Source organism: Acinetobacter pecorum, from assembly GCF_014837015.1.
GTDB lineage: Bacteria > Pseudomonadota > Gammaproteobacteria > Pseudomonadales > Moraxellaceae > Acinetobacter > Acinetobacter pecorum.
Genome location: NZ_JACSPT010000009.1, coordinates 41,207 through 66,385, shown reverse-complemented (window position 1 = coordinate 66,385; position 25,179 = coordinate 41,207). Strand labels below are relative to the sequence as shown.

Annotated in this window: 23 protein-coding genes and 1 riboswitch; of the genes, 14 read left to right on the top strand and 9 right to left on the bottom strand. The window is 46.1% G+C overall.

Going from position 1 to position 25,179, the window contains the following annotated elements:
• Window positions 1-21: 21 nt before the first annotated feature.
• Together phoU and abuO are read right to left on the bottom strand one after the other, a co-directional pair.
• Window positions 22-741 carry a phosphate signaling complex protein PhoU gene (gene phoU, locus H9629_RS08485; protein ID WP_064094642.1) on the bottom strand — a complete coding sequence of 240 codons (720 nt, stop codon included), beginning with the start codon at window positions 739-741 and terminating at the stop codon, window positions 22-24.
• A gap of 92 nt (window positions 742-833) precedes the next feature.
• Entirely contained in the window at window positions 834-2,180 is a 1,347-nt protein-coding gene (gene abuO / locus H9629_RS08480) for a multidrug efflux outer membrane protein AbuO (protein WP_064102359.1), read from the bottom strand.
• Window positions 2,181-2,469: 289 nt separating this feature from the next.
• Between abuO and H9629_RS08475 the strand changes: the two genes are divergently transcribed.
• The 7 genes from H9629_RS08475 (at window position 2,470) to H9629_RS08445 (ending at window position 9,224) form a co-directional block, all read left to right on the top strand.
• The gene (locus H9629_RS08475) at window positions 2,470-3,501 is read left to right on the top strand and encodes a hypothetical protein (protein WP_191730918.1); all 1,032 of its coding nucleotides are present in this window, start codon (window positions 2,470-2,472) and stop codon (window positions 3,499-3,501) included.
• 106 nt (window positions 3,502-3,607) lie between these two features.
• Window positions 3,608-3,740, top strand: a riboswitch (TPP riboswitch).
• Window positions 3,741-3,828: 88 nt separating this feature from the next.
• Window positions 3,829-5,724, top strand: coding sequence for a phosphomethylpyrimidine synthase ThiC (gene thiC, locus H9629_RS08470; protein WP_191730917.1), 1,896 nt, complete (start codon window positions 3,829-3,831; stop codon window positions 5,722-5,724).
• 79 nt (window positions 5,725-5,803) lie between these two features.
• Entirely contained in the window at window positions 5,804-6,439 is a 636-nt protein-coding gene (locus H9629_RS08465; protein ID WP_064094646.1) for an NUDIX domain-containing protein, read from the top strand.
• The gene (gene cpdA, locus H9629_RS08460) at window positions 6,436-7,248 is read left to right on the top strand and encodes a 3',5'-cyclic-AMP phosphodiesterase (protein WP_191730916.1); all 813 of its coding nucleotides are present in this window, start codon (window positions 6,436-6,438) and stop codon (window positions 7,246-7,248) included. The genes H9629_RS08465 and cpdA overlap by 4 nt, the downstream gene beginning before the upstream one ends.
• Window positions 7,249-7,458: 210 nt before the next feature.
• Window positions 7,459-7,986, top strand: coding sequence for an RNA polymerase-binding protein DksA (gene dksA, locus H9629_RS08455; RefSeq protein ID WP_064094648.1), 528 nt, complete (start codon window positions 7,459-7,461; stop codon window positions 7,984-7,986).
• 2 nt (window positions 7,987-7,988) lie between these two features.
• Entirely contained in the window at window positions 7,989-8,909 is a 921-nt protein-coding gene (gene gluQRS / locus H9629_RS08450; RefSeq protein WP_225215757.1) for a tRNA glutamyl-Q(34) synthetase GluQRS, read from the top strand.
• Between the two features lie 54 nt (window positions 8,910-8,963).
• Window positions 8,964-9,224: a zinc ribbon domain-containing protein gene (locus tag H9629_RS08445; RefSeq protein WP_191730914.1), complete on the top strand. Its 261-nt coding sequence runs from the start codon at window positions 8,964-8,966 to the stop codon at window positions 9,222-9,224.
• Here H9629_RS08445 and ftsW read toward each other — a convergent pair.
• From ftsW to H9629_RS08420, 5 genes are all read right to left on the bottom strand, one after another.
• Complete coding sequence (gene ftsW, locus H9629_RS08440) at window positions 9,213-10,409, bottom strand: putative lipid II flippase FtsW (RefSeq protein ID WP_064102355.1); 1,197 nt, start codon at window positions 10,407-10,409, stop codon at window positions 9,213-9,215. The genes H9629_RS08445 and ftsW overlap by 12 nt on opposite strands.
• A 20-nt stretch (window positions 10,410-10,429) precedes the next feature.
• On the bottom strand, window positions 10,430-11,776 hold the full coding sequence (gene murD, locus H9629_RS08435; RefSeq protein WP_191730913.1) for a UDP-N-acetylmuramoyl-L-alanine--D-glutamate ligase: 1,347 nt from the start codon (window positions 11,774-11,776) through the stop codon (window positions 10,430-10,432).
• Between the two features lie 162 nt (window positions 11,777-11,938).
• Window positions 11,939-12,190, bottom strand: a complete 252-nt coding sequence (locus H9629_RS08430; protein ID WP_191730912.1) for a DUF6587 family protein — start codon at window positions 12,188-12,190, stop codon at window positions 11,939-11,941.
• A 59-nt stretch (window positions 12,191-12,249) separates the two neighbouring features.
• On the bottom strand, window positions 12,250-14,106 hold the full coding sequence (feoB, locus tag H9629_RS08425) for a ferrous iron transporter B (RefSeq protein ID WP_064094653.1): 1,857 nt from the start codon (window positions 14,104-14,106) through the stop codon (window positions 12,250-12,252).
• Complete coding sequence (locus tag H9629_RS08420) at window positions 14,103-14,363, bottom strand: FeoA family protein (protein WP_064094654.1); 261 nt, start codon at window positions 14,361-14,363, stop codon at window positions 14,103-14,105. The genes feoB and H9629_RS08420 overlap by 4 nt, the downstream gene beginning before the upstream one ends.
• Before the next feature lie 175 nt (window positions 14,364-14,538).
• Between H9629_RS08420 and xerD the strand changes: the two genes are divergently transcribed.
• The 4 genes from xerD (at window position 14,539) to thrC (ending at window position 18,995) form a co-directional block, all read left to right on the top strand.
• The gene (gene xerD, locus H9629_RS08415) at window positions 14,539-15,456 is read left to right on the top strand and encodes a site-specific tyrosine recombinase XerD (protein WP_191730911.1); all 918 of its coding nucleotides are present in this window, start codon (window positions 14,539-14,541) and stop codon (window positions 15,454-15,456) included.
• Window positions 15,457-15,555: 99 nt separating this feature from the next.
• Window positions 15,556-16,368, top strand: a complete 813-nt coding sequence (locus H9629_RS08410; RefSeq protein ID WP_144723558.1) for a DsbC family protein — start codon at window positions 15,556-15,558, stop codon at window positions 16,366-16,368.
• A gap of 126 nt (window positions 16,369-16,494) precedes the next feature.
• Window positions 16,495-17,799 carry a homoserine dehydrogenase gene (locus H9629_RS08405; protein ID WP_191730910.1) on the top strand — a complete coding sequence of 435 codons (1,305 nt, stop codon included), beginning with the start codon at window positions 16,495-16,497 and terminating at the stop codon, window positions 17,797-17,799.
• Between the two features lie 56 nt (window positions 17,800-17,855).
• Window positions 17,856-18,995 (top strand): threonine synthase, encoded by a 1,140-nt coding sequence (gene thrC, locus H9629_RS08400; protein ID WP_005248423.1) that lies wholly within the window; start codon window positions 17,856-17,858, stop codon window positions 18,993-18,995.
• A gap of 57 nt (window positions 18,996-19,052) precedes the next feature.
• Here thrC and H9629_RS08395 read toward each other — a convergent pair whose 3' ends face one another.
• Complete coding sequence (locus tag H9629_RS08395; protein WP_191730909.1) at window positions 19,053-20,114, bottom strand: serine hydrolase; 1,062 nt, start codon at window positions 20,112-20,114, stop codon at window positions 19,053-19,055.
• 219 nt (window positions 20,115-20,333) lie between these two features.
• On the opposite strand from H9629_RS08395, the gene gacA reads away from it, so the two are divergent.
• From gacA to H9629_RS08380, 3 genes are read left to right on the top strand one after another with little or no spacing between them, the layout of a single operon-like run.
• On the top strand, window positions 20,334-20,969 hold the full coding sequence (gacA, locus tag H9629_RS08390) for a response regulator transcription factor GacA (protein WP_064094660.1): 636 nt from the start codon (window positions 20,334-20,336) through the stop codon (window positions 20,967-20,969).
• 22 nt (window positions 20,970-20,991) lie between these two features.
• Entirely contained in the window at window positions 20,992-22,557 is a 1,566-nt protein-coding gene (locus tag H9629_RS08385; protein ID WP_191730939.1) for a sensor histidine kinase, read from the top strand.
• A 14-nt stretch (window positions 22,558-22,571) separates the two neighbouring features.
• Window positions 22,572-23,996, top strand: a complete 1,425-nt coding sequence (locus H9629_RS08380) for a sigma-54-dependent transcriptional regulator (RefSeq protein ID WP_191730908.1) — start codon at window positions 22,572-22,574, stop codon at window positions 23,994-23,996.
• Here H9629_RS08380 and H9629_RS08375 read toward each other — a convergent pair whose 3' ends face one another.
• Window positions 23,997-25,169 (bottom strand): S41 family peptidase, encoded by a 1,173-nt coding sequence (locus tag H9629_RS08375; RefSeq protein ID WP_191730907.1) that lies wholly within the window; start codon window positions 25,167-25,169, stop codon window positions 23,997-23,999.
• Between the last annotated feature and the right edge of the window lie 10 nt (window positions 25,170-25,179).

The following is a 25,179-nucleotide window of genomic DNA, read 5'->3' as shown; positions in this document are numbered from 1 at the left end:
TTTTATTTGAATTGGGGAGATTTAACGCTGCACTCTCTGTTCAATTTCTTCAACGCTGGTATGGCGCACATCAAAACCTTTGACCATATAAATGACCTGTTCCGAAATATTCCGGGCATGATCACCAATTCTTTCTAGCGAACGCAGTACCCATAAGACATTGATGACACGAGTGATATGCCGCGGGTCTTCAATCATATAAGTCATGAGCGTACGTGTCGCCGACTGATATTCACGGTCAATATCTGCATCTGCCAACATGACTTTCAGCGCCTGATCTACATCCAGACGCGCAAAAGCATCCAGTGCATCATGAATCATCACCCGCACCTGGTTGCCGATATGCCGGGTTTCCATATAACCGCGCGGTGAACCACCCTCTTCACACAGACTTTGTGCAATCCGACCTATTTTTGAAGCTTCATCTCCGATCCGCTCCAGATCGGTATTGGCTTTAGACATGGCAATTACCATGCGCAGGTCAATCGCAGCAGGATGACGGCGCGCCAGAATCAGGGTCAGCGCTTCATCGATTTCACGCTCCATCTGATTTACGACATTGTCCTGGAACTGCACGTCTATTGCCATTGAAACATCTGTATCCAATAAGGCATGAATGGCGTTGGCTACCTGCTGTTCTACCAGTCCGCCCATTGTCATAAATTTGGTATTGACGTCCTGCAATTCATCATTAAATTGCGAAGAAATGTGATGAGTTAATACAGGATTATTTGGACACAAGGAAAGCTACTCCTGAACGGCAGAGAAAAAATGATCAATAATAAGTCATATTAAAGCATATCTATGATGAAAGTTTGATGACAATCGTGATGCTATAGAGGCTGCGATGGATCATATTCAATCAGCCAGGCATTCAGCGCTGCCAGTTCCTTTTCAGTCAACTGCCCGACCGAGGCCTGCAATTGCAGGACATGTAGCAGATAATCATATTTGGCATTCAGATAATCGGTCTTGGCAGAAAAGGCATTGCGCTGGGCCAGCAACACATCAACCATGGTCTTTAACCCTTCGTCATATTGTGCTCTGGATGCCCGCGAGACAACTTCCGATGATTCCATCGCAGCTTGACGTGCATTCAGCTTGGCCTGATCGGTTTCTACCTGCATGAAGGACTGCTTTACATCAGCATTGGCTTTACGGATCGCAGCCTCCAGCTGGGCTTCACTTTTTTGTACATTTATGCCTGCCTGACGAATACTTTTTTGCGTGCGTCCCCCGGTATATAGATTCCAGTTCACTTCAACGCCAATCTGGTCAAAATCGCCGTTGCTGGACATAATCGTTTCCGGTGACTGTTTGAGATAGCCATAGGTGCCTACGGCTTCGACCTGAGGATATAACGCAGCCTGTTCGACGCGTTTGGCATCTTCAGAATATCGTCTTTGCAGACGTGCCTGCAGAATTTCCAGATTCTGATTTTGCGCCAAATCTATCCAGAACTGCATATTACTCGGAACCGGTTTCTGGAACTGAAAGTCGTTGCGTAATACTGCCAGATTTTCCCGATAAGGCCCAATTAACCGAGCCAGCTGCTCTTGAGCCAGAACCAGCTGGACCTGAGTTGAAATCCGGTTGGCTTGGGCACTTTGATACTGGGCATTGGCCTCACTCACATCACTACGGGCTACCAGACCTTCTTTCAGTTTGGCATTCATCATTCGTAGCTGTTCAGATAAAGCCTGTTCTTCCTGCAAATATGCTGTGGTCAAAGACTGCTGCCGTAAGACATTAAAATAAGCTTCAGCCACCTGTAAAATATGCTGCTGTTTTTGCAGCTGTAAATTTACTTCACTCAGTTCGACCGAGGTTTTGACCTGTTTATAGCCTTGCCAGGCATCCCAGCGGAATAAAGGCTGGCGTGCAGTGAGTGCGAGCTGACGAGTCGTGGTGCTGGAAGTCACCAAGCTGGAAAATTGGGGATCGGCAGGCGCATCCGTGGACTGGTTTTTACGGGTCACATTTCCTGAAAGGGTAATAGTCGGCAGCAAGTTGCCGCTAGCAACCCCCAGATTGAGCTGATCTGCCTGATACTGCAATACATTCGCCTGCCAGGTTGGATCATTTTGCTGGGCACGTGCATAGGCTTCTTGCAAATCCAAAGCAAAAACCGACGGGCTGCTCATCAATAAACTAGCCACGACAACGAGTTTTAGTTTCATTTTATAGTATTAATCCCCAACCGCGATTCAAAGCAAAAAATTGCTGGCGCTTTAAGCCAAATTATACTAAAGATATCTTTTGAATTTTTACGTATGATTTTTATTAATTTTTTAATATAAAGATCAATTTTTATCCATCATTCATTCAATTTCTGCCCAGCCCTATCGGCAATGTAACAAAGCAATTCACAATACTAAACATAGTATTTTAATTTGATCTATACAATATCTTCCTACAAGGCCGTTATTTTCTGAATTCACCTATACAGAGTCCTGAAGCATAGTGTTAATGCCATTCAAGTCGATATTCAAAGCCTGTTTAGTTATTGGTGGTGTGCTGTTTCTAGGAGGTTGCCAACAGCCCTCTGACCCACAGATCCAGATTGAACAGACTGAAGCCAAACAAAAGCAAAGTCCAGTCAATGACTTTAGCCTCATGTGCCAGAATATTGAAAAAAATATGTCCCAGATTAATGACCAGCGCACCACGTTCGCATTGGAACAGATTAATCAGGATCTTAAAGTGTGCCTGCCGTTGATGGATCTGGCGGAGCAAAAGCACCTGATGCTGCGTTCTACCGAAATGTATCAGCGCTTTTTAAAGGTAGACCGTACCGAGTTCCAGCAACGTGCTTTCGAGCAGTATGCACTGGAAATGGCACAGCATCCGACCATTCAGCAAGCTCATTTTCAACAGCTTACTCCACGGGACCAGTATCTGTTAAAGCATAAAAATCAGGCTTATGTAGAACTGCTGCACTTAGGCAATGGCAATTTGCAATATCGCCGTAGTCCGGAATATCTGGCCCGTATTTTTGCTCCGTATCTACCGGCTGCCGAAAAAGCCTTTATTGAAAATCTGGCAGAACAGAATAAGGACCCGGTACTGGTTGAAAAACGCCTGCAGATTGAAGCACCTGAAATTGCAGCTCGTAGTCTTTTCTGGGAAGACTATCTCAAGACTTATCCCAACAGCAGCTATAAACGCGATGCCGAATATCTGCTCAAGCAATATACCTATTTCCTGTTTAGAGGTACCGAACAGTCACCAGTTTCGGAAGACTATCGCGACCGTTATGCTGTGGATACCAGCCACCTGGAAACGATCATCGGGCTGGCAAACGGCCAGAAATCGAAGCTGTCTACACAGGCACGTCTATTCTTAGAGTTTCTGGACATGAATCCGGAACAGCGTCAGCAAGCCTTGCCTGCAGACTATAGAAACCGTTCAGCAACAGAACAGATTCTGTACTATGCCCAGATCAGTCCGCCCTCACAAAAATACGATAAAGACTGTTTTACCGATGCCATCTGCATCTAGTTCATCAGTGATAGATTCAGTTCATTTGACAAGGTCTGAATCAATCCTTGCTTAAAGTTGAGAGATTTAAACCTGTTTATTCTGCCTAAACTGAGCTAAGCTTTAGCCTCGCTTGACGGAGCGCGAGTAAATCCTCGCTGAGATCATGTGATTCCTTTTATCGTTATCAGGAATTGAGCATGAGTACCGTTGAACCTGATCAGGTTAATACCTGCGTAGGAATCAAGCCAGCTAAAAACCCAGCCCTTGCTTTATCTGTTCAGGATAAATCTGCCTACGTTTTTGGTCGTGCTTGATTCGTTGATGTCATTCATAAGGATCATAGCCATGAACCAGTTAACGAATCTTTCTTCTGAAACTACCCTCTCCGCTCATGAACAGGAAGCCCGGGATCTAACGCGGATTCTGCCCGCTTCACGTAAAGTCTATCTGCAAGGTTCCCGTCCTGATATTCAGGTACCCATGCGGGAAATTTCCTTAAGTGAAACCCCGACCAGTCTGGGTGGCGAACATAATCCGCCCTTAATGGTGTATGACACCTCTGGTGTGTATACCGATCCCAATGTGACGATTGACCTGAACAAAGGTCTGCCGAATGTTCGTGAAAACTGGATTGAACAGCGCAATGATAGCGAAATTCTGGATCAGCTCAGTTCTGAATTTGGCCGCCGGCGTTTACGCGATATCCGTACCGCCGCAATCCGTTTCGCGCATATCCAGAAACCACGCAAAGCCAAACGTGGCTGTAACATCACCCAGATGCATTATGCCAGGCAAGGCATCATCACACCGGAAATGGAATACATCGCCATTCGTGAAAACCTGCGTCAACTCGATGGTGTCGATATGCGCCAGCATCCGGGCCAGAATTTTGGTGCGCAGAATTTACGTGAAATCACCCCGGAATTTGTGCGTCAGGAAGTCGCTGCAGGACGTGCAATTATTCCGGCCAATATCAATCATCCGGAACTGGAACCGATGATCATCGGGCGTAATTTTCTGGTGAAAATCAATGCCAATATTGGTAATTCTGCACTCGGTTCAAGTATCGAAGAAGAAGTCTCGAAAATGACCTGGGCGACACGCTGGGGTGCAGATACCATTATGGACCTCTCGACCGGCCAGAATATTCATGAAACCCGGGAATGGATTATCCGCAACTCTCCTGTACCAATTGGAACCGTACCGATCTATCAGGCCCTGGAAAAAGTCAACGGGGTGGCCGAAGACCTGACCTGGGAGATCTTTAAAGACACCCTGATTGAACAGGCTGAACAAGGTGTGGATTATTTCACCATTCATGCTGGCGTGCTTTTAAGATATGTACCGCTGACTGCCAACCGTTTGACCGGTATCGTCTCGCGTGGCGGTTCGATCATGGCGCAGTGGTGTCTGGCACATCATCAGGAAAATTTCCTGTATACCCATTTCGATGAAATTTGCGAAATCATGAAAGCCTATGATGTGTCTTTCAGTCTTGGCGATGGCTTACGTCCCGGCTGTGTGCAGGATGCCAATGACGAAGCACAGTTTGCAGAACTTCGAACCTTGGGTGAACTGACCCATCGTGCCTGGGAGCATGATGTACAGGTGATGATTGAAGGTCCGGGCCATGTCCCGATGCATATGATCAAGGAAAATATGGACCTGCAACTGGAGGTCTGTAAAGAAGCTCCATTTTATACCTTGGGACCACTCACCACCGATATCGCACCGGGTTATGACCATATTACTTCGGCAATAGGAGCCGCGATGATTGGCTGGTATGGTACCGCGATGCTGTGTTATGTCACCCCTAAGGAGCATTTAGGTTTACCCAATAAAAAGGATGTCAAAGACGGCATTATTACCTACAAGATTGCCGCGCATGCAGCCGATCTGGCCAAAGGTCATCCGGGTGCGCAAGCTCGGGACAACGCCCTGTCCAAGGCCCGTTTTGAATTCCGCTGGGAAGACCAGTTCAACTTGAGTCTGGATCCGGACACAGCACGCAGCATGCACGATGAAACCATGCCGAAAGCCGCACATAAATCGGCACATTTCTGCTCCATGTGCGGACCGAAGTTCTGTTCAATGAAGATTAGCCAGAATGTTCGGGATTATGCCAGTCAACAGGCTACTCCTGGTCAGCAGGCAACCTCTCAGGCCGAAATAGAAGCAGGTATGGACCAGATGAAAGCCAGCTTCCATAATTCCGGCCAAAATTTATATCACAAACTTTAAAACTTAAAAAAAACAGTTGTCTTCAAAAAAAACTCAGATAGGATGAAAATAAATCAATTCCTTCATTCTATCTGAGCATATGAATATTATTAAACAGGCCTCTTATAATAAAAAAGACTTTCACATAGAGGCACGTGAGTTCTTGTACCGGGGATTTATCCAGGTGGAAAAAGTCAGCCTGAAACATCGTTTATTTAATCAGGAAACATCGACTCCTGTTTTGCAACGCGAGCTGATTCACCGGCCAGAAGCCGCAGGGGTGCTGATGTATAATCACCAACAGCAGAAATTCGGCCTGATTGAACAGTTCCGGATTGGTGGACTGGACGATGTTGACTCTCCATGGCAACTTGAAGTGATTGCTGGTGTTCTGGATGGAGATGAAGCACCTGAAGCGTGTATCCGCCGCGAGGCACTCGAAGAATCAGGCTGTACACTGGATGAGTTACAGCATATTTTCAGCTTCTATCCTTCAGCAGGTGCCTGTTCCGAGCTGTTCCATTTATATGTGGCCCAGACCGAATTGCCTGAACAGGGCGGTACTTTTGGCATGCCGGATGAGGGGGAAAATATTCAGCTGCATATTCTGGATTATGCCGATATTCCCGTCTTACTCACCAATGGCCGCTTAAAAAATGCACCTGTCATTATGGCCTTGCAATGGTTACAGCAAGATATTCATACTGCAGGAATCTGTCTAAGGGGAAAGACATGAGTTTCGAGCAGTCGAGCATCAACACACAGCCAGATTGGACCATTATCCAGATTTCTGATACCCATCTGATGGATCGGGAAGGACTGGAATTTGCCCGGATGAATCCCGAGCAGAGTTTTCATGAAGTGATGCAGCATATTCAGCAGCGCTTTCCCCAAATGGATGCATTGATTCATACCGGTGATCTGGCACAGGTTCCGGTCGAAAGCACTTATCAGCGATATCTGGAATATATCCGGTCTTTAAACGTGCCGCATTACCAGATTCCGGGCAATCATGATGACACTCGGGTCTTCCCTTTTTACCAGAATACCAATCAGGCGCATGCAATTCATTTTGGTACCTGGACCATGATCCTGTTAAATAGTGCCGTTCAAGGCAAGGTTGATGGCTGGGTGGAACAGGACCAGCTCGACCAGTTAGACCAATTATTGCTTGAATTCAAGCATCAGCATGTCATCGTTGCTTGCCATCATCATCCTTTTGCGATGAAATCACACTGGATTGATCAGCACCGGCTCAAAAATGCTGAAGATTTGAAAGATGTACTGGCTCGACATCAGAATATCAAACTGGTTCTGTTTGGTCATGTGCATCAGGATTCCTGCAATGAATGGCAGGGAATCTACTTTTTATCTACACCATCCACCAGTGTGCAGTTCAAACCTGAGAGTCAAGATTTTGCGCTGGATCAGGCGGCACCGGGGTATCGTGTATTACATTTGCAACAAAATGGCGAGTTTGATACTTATATAGAACGGGTGGCACTGAGCCAGCAAAATATTAATACCGAAATTTCAGGTTATTAACTTTCCAATTTGTTTTTTTTGCATTACTTTATTGCAACCCAAGGAAATGTGATATGCATAGTCCATACATCAAAGACTATCAATAAGCATAAAAAGTCTATATGATGACGGCCCCCACAGGAGGATAATCCTTCTACAGGGTGGATAAAAATTGCATATCACCATATTTTTTGCGTAGCAATCATACGCATATGATGAGGAATGCCCTAAATGGCGAATGACAACCAAAATCAAGTCTTAGACAATCAAACTGAAGTTGTAGAAGAGAAAGCTGCAAAGCGCGTACGTAAATCTAAACCTAAAACGACTGATGGTGGTTCTACTGCTAGCTTATTTGGTATTGAACCTTATCAACCTAAAAAAAATGAAGAATATATGTCTGAAGGTCAGCTTCAGCATTTCCGCGAAATCTTGCTGGCCTGGAAAGCTGAACTGATGTCAGAAGTGGATCGTACCTTAAATACGATGCAAGACGAAAATACCGCTCTTCCAGATGTCAACGACCGTGCGACTCAGGAAGAAGAGTTTGCTATTGAGTTACGTACCCGTGACCGTGAGCGTAAACTGATTCGTAAAATTGAACAGTCGATCGAAGCGATCCAGAATGATGACTATGGTTTCTGTGAAACCTGTGGTATCGAGATTGGTCTGCGTCGTTTAGAAGCACGTCCAACGGCTACTTTATGTATTGACTGCAAAACCCTTGCAGAGATCAAAGAGAAGCAAAATAACGGTTAAGTATGTCTGTAAATAATCCTCCCCTAACCCCTCCTTTAAAAAAGGAGGGGGACAACAGGATGGCTTATGTGGGCCGGTTCGCGCCATCGCCAACCGGCCCTTTGCATTTTGGTTCTCTCATTACTGCTATTGCCAGTTACTGCGATGCCAAAGCCAATCATGGTAAATGGCTGGTCCGGATTGAAGACACCGATATTCCTCGTATTTATCCCGGCAGCGAAGAGCATATCCTGCGTGCCGTGGATGCCTTTCAGCTTGAACCTGATGCCGAAATCATTTTCCAGAAAGACCGTTTAGATATTTACGAAGACGTCATCCAGCAATTACGTCAGCAAGGCCTGGTCTATGCCTGTCAATGTACCCGTAAAATGCTCGGTTCCAATCATATCTATCAGGATACCTGCCGCAACTTGGGTCTGGCTTTTGAGCATCAGGCCATCCGTTTAAAAGTTGAAGATGTTGAAATCTGTTTTGAAGACCGGCTGCAAGGTCGGCACTGTTCAGAACTGAAAAAAGATCTGGGCGATTTTGTCTTAAAACGTCGTGATGGCATTATCAATTACCAGCTGGCTGTAGTGGTCGATGACTATCTGCAAGGCATGACTCATGTGGTACGTGGGGCTGACCTTTTAGATAATACTGAACGGCAAATCTATCTGGGGCAGCTACTCGGTTATCCGCGTCTGAGCTATATGCATCTGCCGCTGGCAATGAATGATCAGGGGCAAAAACTGTCAAAACAGAATCTGGCCCAGGCACTGGATTTGACTCAGGCGCCACAATTATTAAAACAGGCACTTCAGGCTTTGCATCAGGCTGAAGTTGATTTAGATGCTCCACAGCGGATGCTGCAACAGGCAGTGGCGCAATGGGATATCGACCGGATTCCACATACAACTGAGCTACAAGGTCGCTATTTATAAAAACAGCTTTTCACTTAAGCTAAAAATAACAACGAAAGCGAGAGAGGATTAAAAATGTTTTTTATTTTTGGTATTGGCCCTAAAACCAAAACAATTGAAAAAAGCCAGTTTCTATGTCCCGTCTGCCGGACCCGTTCTGCTTACGAGCTCAAACAGCAACGTAATTATTTTTCTTTATTTTTTATACCTTTGATTCCACTTTCCAAGCCTAAAACTGCTTTTGTGACCTGTTCTCATTGTGGAACTACAATGCCGAGCACAGTGCTTGACCATGCTCAGCCAGAGCCGGGACGAAATTCCAATCTAGAAGCTTGACTCTTCCCGGCTTGGATTGACCTGGCGTGTGGTTGAATCAATCTTCAGGATCAGACTGATCATGACTGCACAGATAATCAGGGATGAACCGCCATAACTGATAAATGGCAGCGTCAAACCCTTGGTCGGTAACATGCCCATATTCATGCCTGCATTTACCAGAATCTGTAACAGGAAAATGATACTGATGCCATAGGCCAGATAGCCGGCACGCAAATATTGATGCTGCAAGGCGCGATGCCCGATACGGATACAACAGACCAGCATGGTAAAGGACAAGATCAGGATGGTCGAAATGCCTAAAAAGCCAAATTCCTCACCCAAAATTGCCAGCATGAAATCGGTATGCGCCTCAGGCAAATAAGACATTTTCTGGATACTATGCCCCAAGCCTACCCCTGCCCATTCGCCACGGCCAAAGGCCATCAGGGCATTGGAGAGCTGATAACCAGTGCCTAGTGGATCTTCCCAAGGATTCGAGAAAGACAGCAGACGTTGCAGACGATACGGTTCCAACAGAATCGCGGCAGCAAAAGCTCCGACCAGGGTCATAAAGGCCACACCGAACTGAATCCAAGGTGCGCCTGCCAGAAAGAACACGCCAAGCATGGTTAAGGTAATTACCACAGTTGCACCCAGGTCAGGCTCGAGAATAATCAAACCGACGGTAGCACCCATGATGGCACTTAAACGGACCAGACCCTTGATATTATTGCGTACTTCTTCCGCACGGCGTACCACGTAGTCTGCGGTAAAAATTGCCATCATCACTTTAGCGACTTCCGAAGCCTGCAAGGTAAAACCAGCGACCCGGATCCAGCGCTTGGAACCATTGACTTCCGTCCCGACAAATAGCACGGCCACCAAAAGTACGATGGTAATAATCCACAAAAAGAAAGTGTTATTAAACCAGACTTTTAAGGGGATTTTATAAGCTAAAAAGGCTGCTACAGCGGCGACAAAAATCGAAATACCGTGCCGGCTAATATAGTGAAACGGATTTTCATGCATCCGTTCTGCATAGGGCATCGAGGCCGATGCCACCATGATCGAACCAATACAGAGCAAAGCCAATACACAGAAAATCAGCACATTTCGTGGATTCAGCTCAGCAGGTAGTCGAGGCACCCACTGCGTATAAAATTGATTTAATTTATTGATCGTAGTCTGAGCAAACCCAGCCATATCACGAATCCTTGTTATTCTTAATTGAGTTCATTCACATACGCAACAAACTTGCGACCACGCTCAGGATAACCCGAGAACATATCAAAACTTGCGCATGCAGGAGACAATAGCACGACATCATGGGTCTGAGTGTGCTTTTGACAGATTTCTACTGCCTGCTGCAGGCTGTCCGCATGGATGAGTTCAGTCGTACCCGCAATCGCTGCTTCAATGATGGGACGATCTTCACCGATCAATACCGCCACTTTGGCATATTTAGCGAGTGATTCACGCAAGGCTTTAAAATCCTGACCCTTACCTTGTCCACCAAGAATAATCGCGACCTTACCGCCTTGGGCTTCAATCGCCATGCCCAGACCATCTAGCGCCGCCAAGGTTGCGCCGATATTGGTACCTTTTGAGTCGTTATAATAGCGTACGCCTTGCACTTCCTTAACAAATTCACAGCGATGTTCCAGACCCTTAAAAGTCTTTAAGGTGTTCAGCATGCTTTCTAGTGGCAGGCCAATCGCTTCACCCAGCGCCAGACAAGCCAAGGCATTGGCAACATTATGCGTGCCCTGCATATACATCTCGCTACTTTTCAGCAGACGCTCACGACCACGCGCCAGCCAGATGCTGCCATCCGTATCCTTAAGAATACCGTACTGGTTCATATCTGGCGCATTCAGACCAAAGCTTTGCATCGGGGTCACATCTGGGACCAAAGGACGGGTCAAAGAGTCATCACGGTTATAGACGACTTTTTTCACACCCTGGAAAATCCGGTGTTTCGCTGTGTGATAACCCATCATATCGCCATGACGATCCAGATGATCTTCACTCATGTTCAACACCACCGCGACTTCAGCCGCCAGATTTGAGGTGGTTTCCAGCTGAAAACTGGACAGCTCGAGTATATACAGCTCAGGATCATCTTTGGTGAGGTCTAGCGCAGGACGCCCCAGATTGCCACCGACAGCGACTTTTTTGCCTGCATCCGCTGCCATCAGGCCAATCAAGGTAGTCACGGTGCTTTTGGCATTAGAACCAGTAATCGCCACAATAGGCTTATCTGTGGCACGGCGTAAAATCTGGATTTCACTGACTACCGGAATGCCCTTGTTAATCGCTGCCTGAATTTCAGGAAGTTTAGGATCAAGCCCCGGGCTGATGACGATTTCTTCTGCAGATAACAACAGCTCGGCATCAAACTGACCGAAACTGGTCTGAACCTCAGCCGGAATCTGGTCATGCCCGGGCGGGTTAGCTCTAGAATCTGTTACTGCAACGCGGTAGCCCTGACTATGCAAGAAATTGACTGCTGCAACACCTGATATTCCGAGTCCTGCAACGACTTTTAACCCACCACGCTGTATTAACATTTTCGCCCCATATTTTGGTCTATTTTGAAACTGACGAAATGGTAGCACTTTGCTGTTTTGAATGCCTTTTCTGATTGGCCTTTCTGCACATTTTTTTTGTGTTCATGCGTAAAAAAACCGTCATGATCATGACGGTTTTTAAAATTCAGCCAGAAGAGGAAATTATTTCCATTTTACTGCTTGTTGAGCCGGCTTTACGTCTGAACCTTTTTCTGAAACCGGACAGGCACAGTTGCCACCGCAGCCTGCCGCCACACCCGGTTGCAGCCATTTAGCCAGACGCTGCCAACCCTTGGCCGCACAGGCATCAGACAGCTTCTGGAAGACTGAGCTAGAGGTGTTCGGAAACACCTTTTTGAATACGACCAGCATGCTCCAAAGCACCAGTGCTGTCACAATTAGAATTTCAATCATCTCAATCTCCCATACATATACAATGCAGCAAATTCAATTGGCCAAGGCCAAACTGATATTTAGCCCAAATAATATGAAGCAATTTGATAAGTCAGGAATGACATGAAATATGCCAGACCAAACAGGTAAACAGTCATGATACTGACAGTTTTCCAGGAACCGGTTTCACGTTTAACCGTTGCCAGAGTCGCCAGACAGTGTGGTGCATAAATAAACCACACCAGCAAAGATAAACCTGTCGCAACTGACCATCCCAGATCACCTCCACCGCTGATCAGTGCAGCCAGACCTTCAGACATTGCATCTTCATCAACTGCCGACATCGCATAGACTGTGCCCAGTGCTGCAACGACCACTTCACGCGCTGCCATCGCCGGAATCAGGGCAATACAGATCTGCCAGTTAAAACCGAGCGGTGCAAAGATCGGCTGCATCAGATGACCGAGCATCCCTGCCAATGAATAATCAATGGCCGGCAAGGTTGCCCCTTCTGGGGGCTGTGGGAAAGTACACAAGAACCACAGTACAATCGATAATGCGAAGATGATGCCACCGACACGTTTCAAGAAGATTTTGCCGCGATCCAATAAGCCGATCCAGACGTTCTTCAGGTCCGGAAAACGGTAGCTTGGCAGTTCCATCAGCAGCATGTGTTGTGATTTATCTTTGTGGAAGAATTTCAACACAAAAGACACCAGCAAGGCACTCACGATACCCGCCATATAAAGACCAAACAGCACCAGACCTTGCAGATTGAGGAAACCCCAAACAGTTTGTGCCGGTATGAATGCTGCAATCAGCAAGGCATAAACTGGCAAGCGCGCCGAACAGGTCATTAAGGGGGCAACGAAAATCGTAGTTAAACGATCTCGTGGATCACTAATGGTACGCGAAGCCATAATTCCGGGAATAGCACAAGCAAAGCTGGACAATAACGGAATAAAGGCACGTCCTGATAAACCGGCTTTAAACATCAGCTTGTCTAACAGGAAAGCAGCACGCGGTAAATAACCCGATTCTTCCAGTACCAGAATAAAGAAGAACAGAATCAGAATTTGTGGCAGGAACACCACCACACCACCGGCACCGGCAATAATCCCGTCCACCACCAGACTATTCAGCAAGGGATGAGAAATATATTCGCCGAGGAACTCACCAAGCCAGCCGAAGAAAGTTTCGATGCCATCCATAAACGGCGCAGCCCAGGCAAATACGGCCTGGAAAATCACGAACATCATCACGGCCAGACTAATTAAGCCCAGCACCGGATGCAGAAAAATCCTGTCAAGAAAATCAGTACGTTTATCCTCCTGATCGACGAAATTGACCACGTCATTCAGAATGTTTTCTACGCGCTGGTGACTGTTACCTTTCAAGCCACTGAGTTCGGTCTGCGGTACAGAATATTTGCCCTGATCTAGCGCATTTTTCAGGTTTTCAATACCTGAATTACGTACAGCCACCGTTTCTACCACAGGTACGCCCAGCCGTTCGGACAGCTTCTGGGTATTGATCTGCATGCCACGCCGGCGTGCTTCATCCATCATGTTCAGCACAACCAGCACCGGACGGCCCAGCTCAATCATTTCCAGTACCAGACCCAGATGCAATTTTAGATTAGTGGCATCCACCACACATAAAAATGCATTCTGTTCCTGCTCTTCAGCAATTTTACCTTGTACGACATTACGGGTAATCTCTTCATCCGGACTGGTCGCATCCAGACTATAAGTTCCGGGCAAATCCAGTACTCGTACCGCTTTGCCTGAAGCAAGCTGAAATGTACCGACTTTACGCTCAACCGTGACACCTGCATAGTTGCCGACTTTCTGGCGAGTTCCGGTTAAATGGTTGAATAATGAAGTTTTACCGCAGTTAGGGTTACCGACAAGGGCAATACGTAATGTATCACTCATGCCGACACCGCCTGCTCGATTTCAATTTTGGCTGCTTCTGATTTACGCAAAGCAAAACGTGTAAATCCAACTTGAATCAAAATGGGATCTCCACCAAAAATACCTTTAGTAATCACCTGTACCTTCGTACCGGGCACAAAGCCTAGAGTTTCCAGGCGACTCGCTACAACATCGTTGAGAGCACCTTCACCATCAGCCGTTCGACTTACTTTTCGGATGATGGCTGTTTGTTTTGCTTTTAAATCAGACAAACGCACCGTGAAAATTCCTGAACTATTTTGGACAGTATACAAACAAATGAGAATAATTAACAAATAAGATTGATTACATGCTGAATTAGTTTCATATCACATCGACAGTTTGGTGAAATTAAACTACAGTGGAGAATATCTATTAAATTCATCGCTTTTTCAGATCAGATCTTTTCACTCTATGCTGAATAAAAAACCTCGTATTCCCGCCCCTGTCCAAATTCCTGAAGTATTCAGCTATTTACAGGGTTTTCGTGACTATCTGATTGCGCAAACGGTCAGCCCGCATACCCGCAACGCCTATCTGTCCGATCTGATGCAATGTGCAGAATGCCTGAGCAAACCCTTGCCACAATGGAGTCATGATGATATTTCCGATGTGCTGATTGCACTGACCAAACAGCAAAAAAGTCCGCGTTCGATTGCCCGCTGCCTGTCTGCTTTGCGTTCATTTTATAAATTTCTGCGTGAGCAAAAACTGCGTAGTGACAATCCGGTTGCTGCACATAAAACCCCGAAACTGGGCCGGGCCTTACCCAAAGATCTCTCCGAAACAGATGTAGAAGCCCTGATTCATGCCCCGAATATCAACACGGCATTAGGACTGCGTGATCGCGCCATGTTTGAAGTACTGTATGCCTGCGGACTCCGGGTGACCGAACTGATTAACTTGCGTCTGGAACTGATCAACTTAAAACAGGGATATTTACGCATTGTCGGTAAGGGCAATAAAGAACGTCTGGTACCGATGGGCCAAATGGCCTGTGAATGGGTAGAAAAATATTTAACCGAAGCCCGTCCACAATTATATAAAACTTCGACCGATTATCTGTTTCTGACCCAGCATGGCGGCATCATGAGCCGACAGAATTTCTGGTATACCATTAAGCGTTATGCACTGCAGGCCGGAATCCAGGCCGAACTGTCCCCACATACCTTGCGCCATGCCTTTGCCACTCATTTACTCAACCATGGCGCAGACTTACGCGTGGTACAGATGTTGCTTGGACACAGTGACCTGTCTACCACCCAGATTTATACCCATGTGGCACAGGTCCGAATGCAGCAGCTGCATGCAACCCATCATCCACGTGCTTAAATCGAAACCAGACCGAATAAACTGAGAAGTTTGACGTGTTTGCATTTTTTTTTGTTATGCTAATGCTCTGTTTTCAGTCCAAGAAGAAAAGGGTTATTTATGACATTTGCCCGCTCAAAAATTTTTATGGCTTGCACACTTGCTGCTGGTTTGGGTCTTGCTGCATGTTCCAACTCCAATAACGAAGCTAAAAAGCAAGATACACTGACTGCAAGCGCACCCGCAACGGGCGAAGCGTCTACCCTCACCGAACGTAATGCACAACAGCGTTTGGTTTCTACTCTGGAAAAGCATTTCAAAACTGCCGGTATCAATGCCAAGATCACCGATATTAAAGCGACCGAGGTGCCGAACCTGTACTGGGTCAGCCTGGAAGGCATGTCTGCGGTCTATGTGACCAGTGATGGCAAATATCTGATTCAGGGTGATGTGATCCGCCTTGGAGACAAACAGCTACATAACGTCAGTGAGAGTCTGCAAGCCGGGATCAACAAAAAACTGTTTGATGGACTGAAAGCTGAAGATCTATTGATTTATCCAGCCAAAGGCAAAGCCAAGCATGTGGTCTATGTATTTACCGATGTCAGCTGTCCGTATTGCCATAAATTTCATGAGCAAATGGATGAGATGAATGCCAAAGGTATTGAAGTGCGTTATATCGCCTGGCCGCGTGGTGAACAGCATATGCCGGCCATGGAAGCGATCTGGTGCAGTGCCGACCGCCGTAGTGCATTTGACCAGGCGATTGCGGGTGCACAGATCAGTGCAGCCAAATGTAAAAATCCTGTTCAGGATCAATATCAAATGGGTCTGAATATAGGTGTAAATGGTACCCCTGCAATTTATAGTTCAGAAGGAATTTATCTGGGGGGTTACCTGTCTGCCGCTGAGTTATTGAACCGGCTTAAATAACTCATTTTAATACGTTATTTAACTTTAATTTATAAATAAAGATATTCTGAAATGACCCTAGAGTCAGGCAGTTTTTTTAGCTATGATCTAGGTTCTTGTAAAAAACTGTGTAATTTGGAGTGTGACGTGAAACCAGTTCGTCTGGCAATCCTCGGTCTTGGTACTGTAGGTGGTGGTGCCTTGAAACTATTAAAAGAAAATGCTGCTGAGATTAAACGTCGCACCGGTCGTGAAATTGAAATTACCTATGTAGGCACCCGTCGCCCACGTCCTGATCTGAATCTACCGGCATCGGTCAAACAGAGTGCAGACTTGATGGACATCGTACGTCAACCTGATGTGGATGTGGTGGTTGAAGTCATGGGTGGAATTCATCCTGCTTTCGAAATTATTATGGAAGCCATGAAACATGGCAAACATATCGTGACAGCCAATAAAGCACTCTTGGCTGAACATGGTAATGAACTGTTTAAGGCGGCTGAAGACAATGCCGTACAAATTGCCTATGAAGCGGCAGTCGCAGGTGGCATTCCCATTATTAAAGTGATTCGTGAAGGTCTGGCAGCCAACAAGATTGAATGGCTGGCGGGCATCATCAACGGTACTGGTAACTTCATTCTCAGTGAAATGCGTGAAAAAGGTCGTGCTTTTGACGATGTGCTGAAAGAAGCACAGGAACTCGGTTATGCTGAAGCCGATCCAACCTTTGATGTTGAAGGCATTGATGCTGCGCATAAACTGACTATTCTAGCTTCATGTGCATTTGGTATACCGCTCCAGTTCGATAAAGTATTTACTGAAGGCATCAGCAAAGTGACTGCGCAAGACGTGAAATATGCAGAAGACTTGGGCTTCCGTATCAAACACTTGGGTATTGCACGCCGCACAGATGCCGGAATCGAATTACGCGTTCATCCTACTTTAATTCCAGATGACCAGCTAATTGCCAATGTGAATGGCGTGAAAAATGCCGTGCTTGTTCAAGCCAACGCGGTCGGTCCAACACTGTATTACGGGGCTGGCGCAGGTGCTGGTCCAACAGCTTCTGCAGTAGTCGCAGACGTTGTGGATATTGTCCGTGATATTATTTACACCGAAGACGGTGCAGGAACCATTCCACAACTGGCCTTTGAAGCCCTGACCGATTTACCGATCTTAACTCGTGAACAAATGACGACCGGCTATTACATTCGTATTAATGCCGAAGATCAAATGGGCGTGCTTGCCGATGTCACCACGATTTTAAGCCGTGCCGGGATCAGTATCGATGCCATCATGCAGCAACCACGCTTAAAAGACCTTATTCCTATCGTGATTCTGACTGATCCAGTCAAGGAATCAAAAATGGATGCAGCGCTTTCACAAATTCAAGCATTACCCGTCATTCATGGCGAAATTGTACGAATTCGTTTAGAATCGCTTGATAATTAATCGGGTTGAGGGGAGGATTCCCCTTGCCAAGCTCTACACACAATTGGAACATCATCATGTCGAATGCCAATCGTTATACTGGTTTAGTTGACCGCTATCGCGACCGTTTACCAGTGTCTGCAACTACTCGTGCGATCTCTTTGGGTGAAGGTAATACTCCACTGATCAAGCTTGAGAATATTCCACGCATTATTGGTAAAGATGTTGAAATTTATGTGAAGTACGAGGGCTTAAACCCGACTGGTTCATTTAAAGACCGCGGTATGACTATGGCGGTGACCAAAGCCGTTGAAGAAGGCTCTAAAGCTATCATCTGCGCATCTACCGGTAACACCTCTGCGGCGGCGGCGGCATATGCGGCGCGTGCTGGCATCAAAGCATTCGTGCTCATCCCTGAAGGCAAAATTGCCATGGGTAAAATGGCACAAGCGATGATGTATGGTGCGATCACCATGCAAATTCGCGGTAACTTCGATGACGGTATGCGTCTAGTTAAGGAAGTTGCCGATCAGGCTCCGGTGACGATTGTAAATTCAATCAACCCGTACCGCCTGCAAGGTCAAAAAACCATTGCTTACGAGATCGTTGAAGCTTTAGGTCGTGCACCGGATTATCACTGCCTACCTGTAGGTAACGCAGGTAACATCACTGCACACTGGATGGGTTATACCGAAGCGGTTGCCAACCAGTCGAAAGAAGAATTTGAGCAAGTCGTTTACGATGCTGAAACTGATGCTTTTACTGGTCCTAAACCGGCTGGCTTGCCAATCATGGCAGGTTACCAAGCCTCTGGTGCTGCACCGTTCCTTCGTGGCGGTCCAGTAGAAAACCCGGAAACTGTTGCAACTGCGATTCGTATCGGTAATCCGCAAAGCTTCAATCATGCTAAAGCGGTTGTTCGTGATTCAAACGGCTGGTTCGATGAACTGACTGATGCGGAGATTCTTGAAGCTCAACGTCTGCTTTCTATGTATGAAGGTGTGTTCGTAGAGCCAGCATCTGCTGCGTCTGTCGGCGGCGCGATCCGTGATATTAAAGCGGGTAAAATTGCTGAAGGTTCAGTGATCGTATGTACCGTAACGGGTAACGGTCTGAAAGATCCAGACACTGCCATCAAGCAATGTGCTGATGCCGTAATGTTGTCGATTGATGCGACCATGACTCAAGTTAAAGACTCTATTCTGTCGAATATGTAATTTCGGCCAGAATTAAAAAAACCCTGCCATTGCAGGGTTTTTTTATGAACCAATCAATTAGATTCGTTTAGGTTGCTGGCTAACCCAACTCATTAAACGGGTCGCATCATTGGTACGCGCCTGTGAGCTGTTTGCGCCTAAAAGTACCACCGCCACCGGACGGTTATTCAGAGTCGTGTGCATCACCACACAGCGCCCTGCTTCATTAATAAAACCGGTTTTAGAAATATTGATATTCCAGCCGCCATTACGTACCAAGGCATTGGTATTATTCGATTTCAACACACGATAACCCAAGTTAAAGTCATAGCTTGGCGTGGTCGAGAACTGGCGAATCAGGCCGTATTGAGAGGCAGTATTCACCAATATCCCCAAGTCACGAGCTGATGCCACGTTGCCCGGATGCAAACCTGTCGATTCCATGAAGCGGGTAGAATTCATCCCGAGCTCTTTGGCTTTGGCATTCATTTTGGCAATAAACGCTGAGCGACCACCAGGATAAGTACGTGCTAAAGCTGCGGCAGCCGGATTTTCAGATTTCATCAGGGCAAATAACAATGCTTCAGCACGGTTCATACTATCCCCTGCTCTTAAGGTCGAGCTTGAGCTCTTGCACCCTGAGCAGGAAAAATCAGCCTGTTGCAAGGTGATTTTTTCTGACATGTTCAAACGTGCATCTGAAATGACCACGGCTGTCATTAATTTGGTAATGGATGCAATCGGATAGGCCGTATTGGTATTTTTACTAAACAGCACTTCACCGGTTTGTGCATCCATGACCAGTGCAGCCCGCGCATTGACAGAAGGTTGATTACTAAAATGATTCGTATCAATAATCTGCGGCGCAGTATAAGCCGGCTTGACTGCTGCTGGCGCTGCTGTGCCGGCCTGACGCAAAGTGGTGGTCACTGTGGCAGACCCGGGTGGCGAAGGCTCATTGGCTGACGCATTAAAATCATCGCTCATTAACTGGTTAACTTCTTCAGAAGACCAGCTGATACTGGATCCGCCCTCTGCTGTGCCAGAATTCATAATGATCTCGGCAAAACTTGTCGTGCTCATGCTGATTAACACGGACAGGCCGAGTAGATGCCTTAGAGACTTGTTTATTTTCTTCATTATTCCTTCACTCAACTAACAGAGGTAAGATTGATTTGCGTATTACCTCTAATATGCCTTACATTTAAACACAATCCTGAACATTTTTTGTTCTTGACACTGTGTGCTAGGTTTCAGATTTAATCTTGCGAATAGGATTGCTAATTTTGTACTTTCATTGCAAGCTTATTTTGCTTTATGTAACAAAAAAATGATTTTTTAAATAGAGGGAGAGTATAGGTGATCACAGTTTTAGTTGTGGACGACCATGAATTAGTCCGTACTGGAATTTGCAGAATGCTGGAAGACCATGCGGAGGTTCAGGTAATTGGCCAGGCTGAATCTGGTGAAGAAGCAATCTCTCTGGTTCGTCAACATCATCCGAATGTAGTGCTATTAGATGTCAACATGCCGGGGATTGGCGGCGTAGAAACTACGCGCCGCCTGCTACAGACGGCGCCTGAAACCAAAGTACTAGCGGTCAGTGGCCTGGCAGAAGAACCTTATCCCTCTTTACTTCTTAAAGCAGGTGCCAAAGGCTATATCACCAAGGGTGCACCCATTACAGAAATGGTACGTGCGATTAATAAAGTCATGCAAGGCGGCAAATATTTTAGTGCCGATATTGCCGAGCAGCTCGCCAGTTCTTACCTTTCCGATACACAACAATCGCCTTTTGATGCACTTTCAGAACGGGAAATGCAAGTGGCCATGATGGTGGTTAACTGTATCAGCGCCCAGGAAATTGCCGACAAACTCTTTGTCAGTGTTAAAACCGTGAATACCTATCGTTACCGTATTTTTGAAAAACTGAATATTGACAGTGATGTAAAACTGACTCATCTGGCCATGCGCTATGGGCTGATTAAACCTTAGCCTTTGGTGAATCATGGTGCATATAGCACAACAAAAAAACTATGCAGAACTGAATCAATATCATCTGGGTATCTGGTATAGCGCTTATCGCCTGCTGATCAGCACCGGTCTGCTGCTGATTTTTCTGTTGACCTATCCCGAAGTAAATACAGATTACCAATATCCGCAGCTGTATTATTATGCGCTGGGAGTCGGGGTAGCGATCAATACTGTACAGCTGTTTGCATTGAAATGGATCAGACTTCTGATTCAGCCGCAGCTGATCATGATTTTCTTTAGCGATGTCTGCATTTTAAGTTTGCTGACCTTGGCCAGTGATGGTCCTAATTTGCAGATCGGACTGCTGTTTGTAATCACCATCTTTGCTGCCTCCTTATTGTTGGATGCAAAAAAAGCCTTGGTGGTCACGCTGGTTGCGGTTATCAGCGTAATTTACCAGCATTTTATCGGCAGCATTTTTGCATTTTCTTCGCTGAGTAATATCAGTAATAGTGCCTTACTGGCTTTTTTATTCTTTATGGTTTATGGCACCGGACAAATTGCCGTACGCCGTTTCCAGATTCTGGAAAATCTAAACTTTTCTCAATCTCTAGAACTGTATCGCTTACAGAATATCAACCGCTATATTCTGGAACAGATCGAAACCGGCTATCTGGTACTGGATGAAAACTATCATGTGGTACTCAGCAATCCTGCCGCCTGCAATCTTCTGGGAATTGAATCCAAATATGGCCATGAAAAGTTCACCTTATACCACTCACAACCTGATTTATTTGAACTGATCCAGTTTGAAACGCTGGAAAATGGTGAGCGTTTTCAGTTTGATTCCCAGCAAAGTCGCTATAACATTCATGTGCAGGTACAAAAACTGATTGTACCGCACCAGACCCTCATGCTGCTTGTGTTGCAGGATGCCAAAAAGCTGAATCAGCAAGTGCAACAGCTCAAACTTGCTGCTTTAGGTCAGCTCTCTGCCAGTATTGCGCATGAAATTCGCAATCCCCTGGCAGCCATTGTGCAGGCTAATGATTTATATCTGGACTCGGAAACTGAACAGCAACAGCTACTCCAGCAGATGATTGGCCGACAGGCCACCCGGATTGACCGGATTATTCAGGACACACTGAATATGGTCAAAAATAAAGAAACCCATCCGGTGCCGATTCATCTTAATGAATTTATCCCGTTATTTATCCAAGAAGATCTGGCTGATATTCACGATCAGATTCAATTTAATATTGATATCCCCCTCATGATTCAGTTTGATGAAGCACAATTCCGGCAAATCCTGATTAACCTGATTCGTAATGCCATTCGCCACAATGCAGCAGATGCAGCCTATATTCAGCTGAATGTGCATCCCTATGAACATCGGGTCTGGATTGACATACAGGATTTTGGCTCAGGCGTGGCTGTACATGACCAGGCCTTACTGTTTAAACCCTTTTTTAGCACTTCAATTAGCGGTACCGGATTAGGACTGTATTTATCACATAGTTTTTGTGAAGCAAATCAGGCACAATTAAACTATATACAACAAGAACAGGGCGCATGCTTTCGCATCAGCTGTCAACGTATCACGCTATAAAGGGGTCAAGGAAGATGAATGGGGAACAACAACCACTAGTACTCTTGGTGGATGATGAGGAAGATTTATGTACCCTCATGCAAATGTCACTACTGCGTATGGGAATTCGTACCCACATTACCCATCGACTAGAAGATGCTAAAAAATATCTTGCCAATCATCAATATGATGCCTGTCTGACTGACCTGAACCTGCCCGATGGCAATGGTCTGGAATTAGTGGACTGGATTGGTAAGCTCTATCCCGCAGTTCCGGTCGCGGTCCTGACTGCCTATGGCAACATGGAAATCGCCATTGCTGCACTCAAAGCAGGGGCTTTTGATTTTGTCAGTAAACCGGTTAACCAGAAACACCTGGAACAGCTACTCCAAAAGGCCCTGAATAAACCGGTAGATTATTCGCATAATAATCCGAATGAAGCGCTCGAACATAAAATGCTGATTGGACAATCCCTGCCGATTCAGCAATTACGTATTACCTTACAAAAAATTGCCCGATCCCAGGCACCGGTTTTTATTACGGGTGAATCAGGTACTGGCAAGGAAGTGGTGGCCAATCTGGTCCACCGCCTGAGCAACCGTAATGAAGGGCCTTTTATTGCAATCAACTGTGGTGCCATTCCGACTGAACTGATGGAAAGCGAACTGTTTGGACATAAAAAAGGCAGCTTTACTGGCGCTGCGCAGGACAAACAGGGCCTGATTCAATCTGCACATGGCGGCAGCCTGTTTCTGGATGAAATTGCAGAACTGCCACTTTCCATGCAGGTCAAACTGTTACGTGCCGTACAGGAAAAACGTATTCGTCCACTCGGTTCAGATACCGAAATTGATGTAGATTTCCGCGTGATCAGTGCTACCCATCAGGATCTGGAAGCCCTGGTGCAACAGGGGAAATTCCGTCAGGATTTATATTTCCGTATTCATGTCATGGATCTGACTTTACCGCCGCTGCGTGAACGCGGCCAGGATATTCTGTTACTGGCTGAACACTTTATTCAAAAAATTTGTCAGGAATGGGGAATTCCCAATAAAAAACTGACTGAACGCAGTAAAGAGTTTTTATTGGGGCAATATTACCCCGGTAATGTACGTGAATTGCGTAATATTATGGAACGTGCAATTACCTTGAGTGATGAAGAACGGATTAATCTTCAGCATCTGCAGAGTGCGCCCCTACGTCAGGCACTAAACAGCTCTCAGGAAATAAATACATTTACGAGCGAAATCATTGCGACTGAAACCCTGATTGCCCCTAGAAAGCTGCCTGAAGAAGGATTGGAGCTATATCTGGAAAAGGTGGAAAAAGAAATTTTGCTTAACGCGCTGAATATGACCCACTGGAACCGGACACTGGCCGCCAAGAAACTCGGTATGTCCTTCCGTTCCCTGCGCTATCGTTTAAAAAAGTTCGGACTCGATACTGAAGAAGACGAATAATTATTTTTGCTGGAGCAGCAAGTCTGTGACATGCTCCAGATAGCTCTCCTCACGCATCTCCTGCTTGAATGGATAATTGAAATGCGGCTGTATTCCCCGCCCTTCAATCATCTGCCCGCTTGGGCTAAAGTATTGCGATACGGTCATCTGTAGAGCCGAACCGTTGCTTAAAGGAAAGAGTTTTTGTACCACCCCTTTGCCATAGCTTTTTTCACCCACTACCCAGGCACGGTTATGCTCTTTTAAGGCGGCAGTAAAGACTTCTGCTGCAGAAGCCGAGCGGTTATTAATCAGAACCCCAATTTTCAGATTCTGAAACTCAAAACTCGGCAAGGCCTGAAATTGCTGGTTACCTTCAGCCCGGCTTTTGGTCGATACAATCACGCCCTGATTCAAAAATAAATCGGCAGATTCCACTGCTGCAGAGAGTAAGCCTCCCGGGTTATTGCGCAGATCAAATAACACGGCTTTTAAGCGTTTATCCGAATAACTTTCAATCAGACGTTTGATTTCATTGGCAGTATCTTGCTGAAAAACTTTAACCTGTAAAGCCAGGACCTGATTATTGTGCAAGCTCGATTTAATTTCGGTATCCAGTTTGGTATTGCGTACCAGACGAAAGGCCGGACTTTGGGGAGAAAGCTGAACCGTGAGCGTAGAGCCGACTGCTCCACTGAGTAACTGCCGGACCTGCGCCTGATTCAGGCTGCTTAATACCTGATCGTCAATTTTATAAACGGTGACACCATTTCGCAGACCCTGTTTGGCTGAATCGGCGTCGTCACTCAGACCTCGAATCACCCATTGCTTCAGTCGTGAATCAAACTGCAGGTCGAAATCAATGCTGGCCAGCTCTCCTTCGGTATATTCACGCAGCTGTTTATAATCTTCAGGAGACAAATAACGGGAATAGCGGTCCAGGCCACTGACCAGGCCCTGAATGGCCTGCTGAAACAAGGCATCGTCATTTTTATCTTGAATATAATTGTCTTTTACAATGCCATAAATTTGCACGAATTCCTGAATGGAAGCCACAGGAATTTCAGAATACACCTGTCCATCCATTTCCATATCATCGAGTGCCGGCTCGTCGGAGCCGGCACTCCAGGCTGAATGACTCAAACACATCAGTAAGCATGGTATTACGACAGACTTCCAGCGTGTTCTTGTCATTCTTTTACCT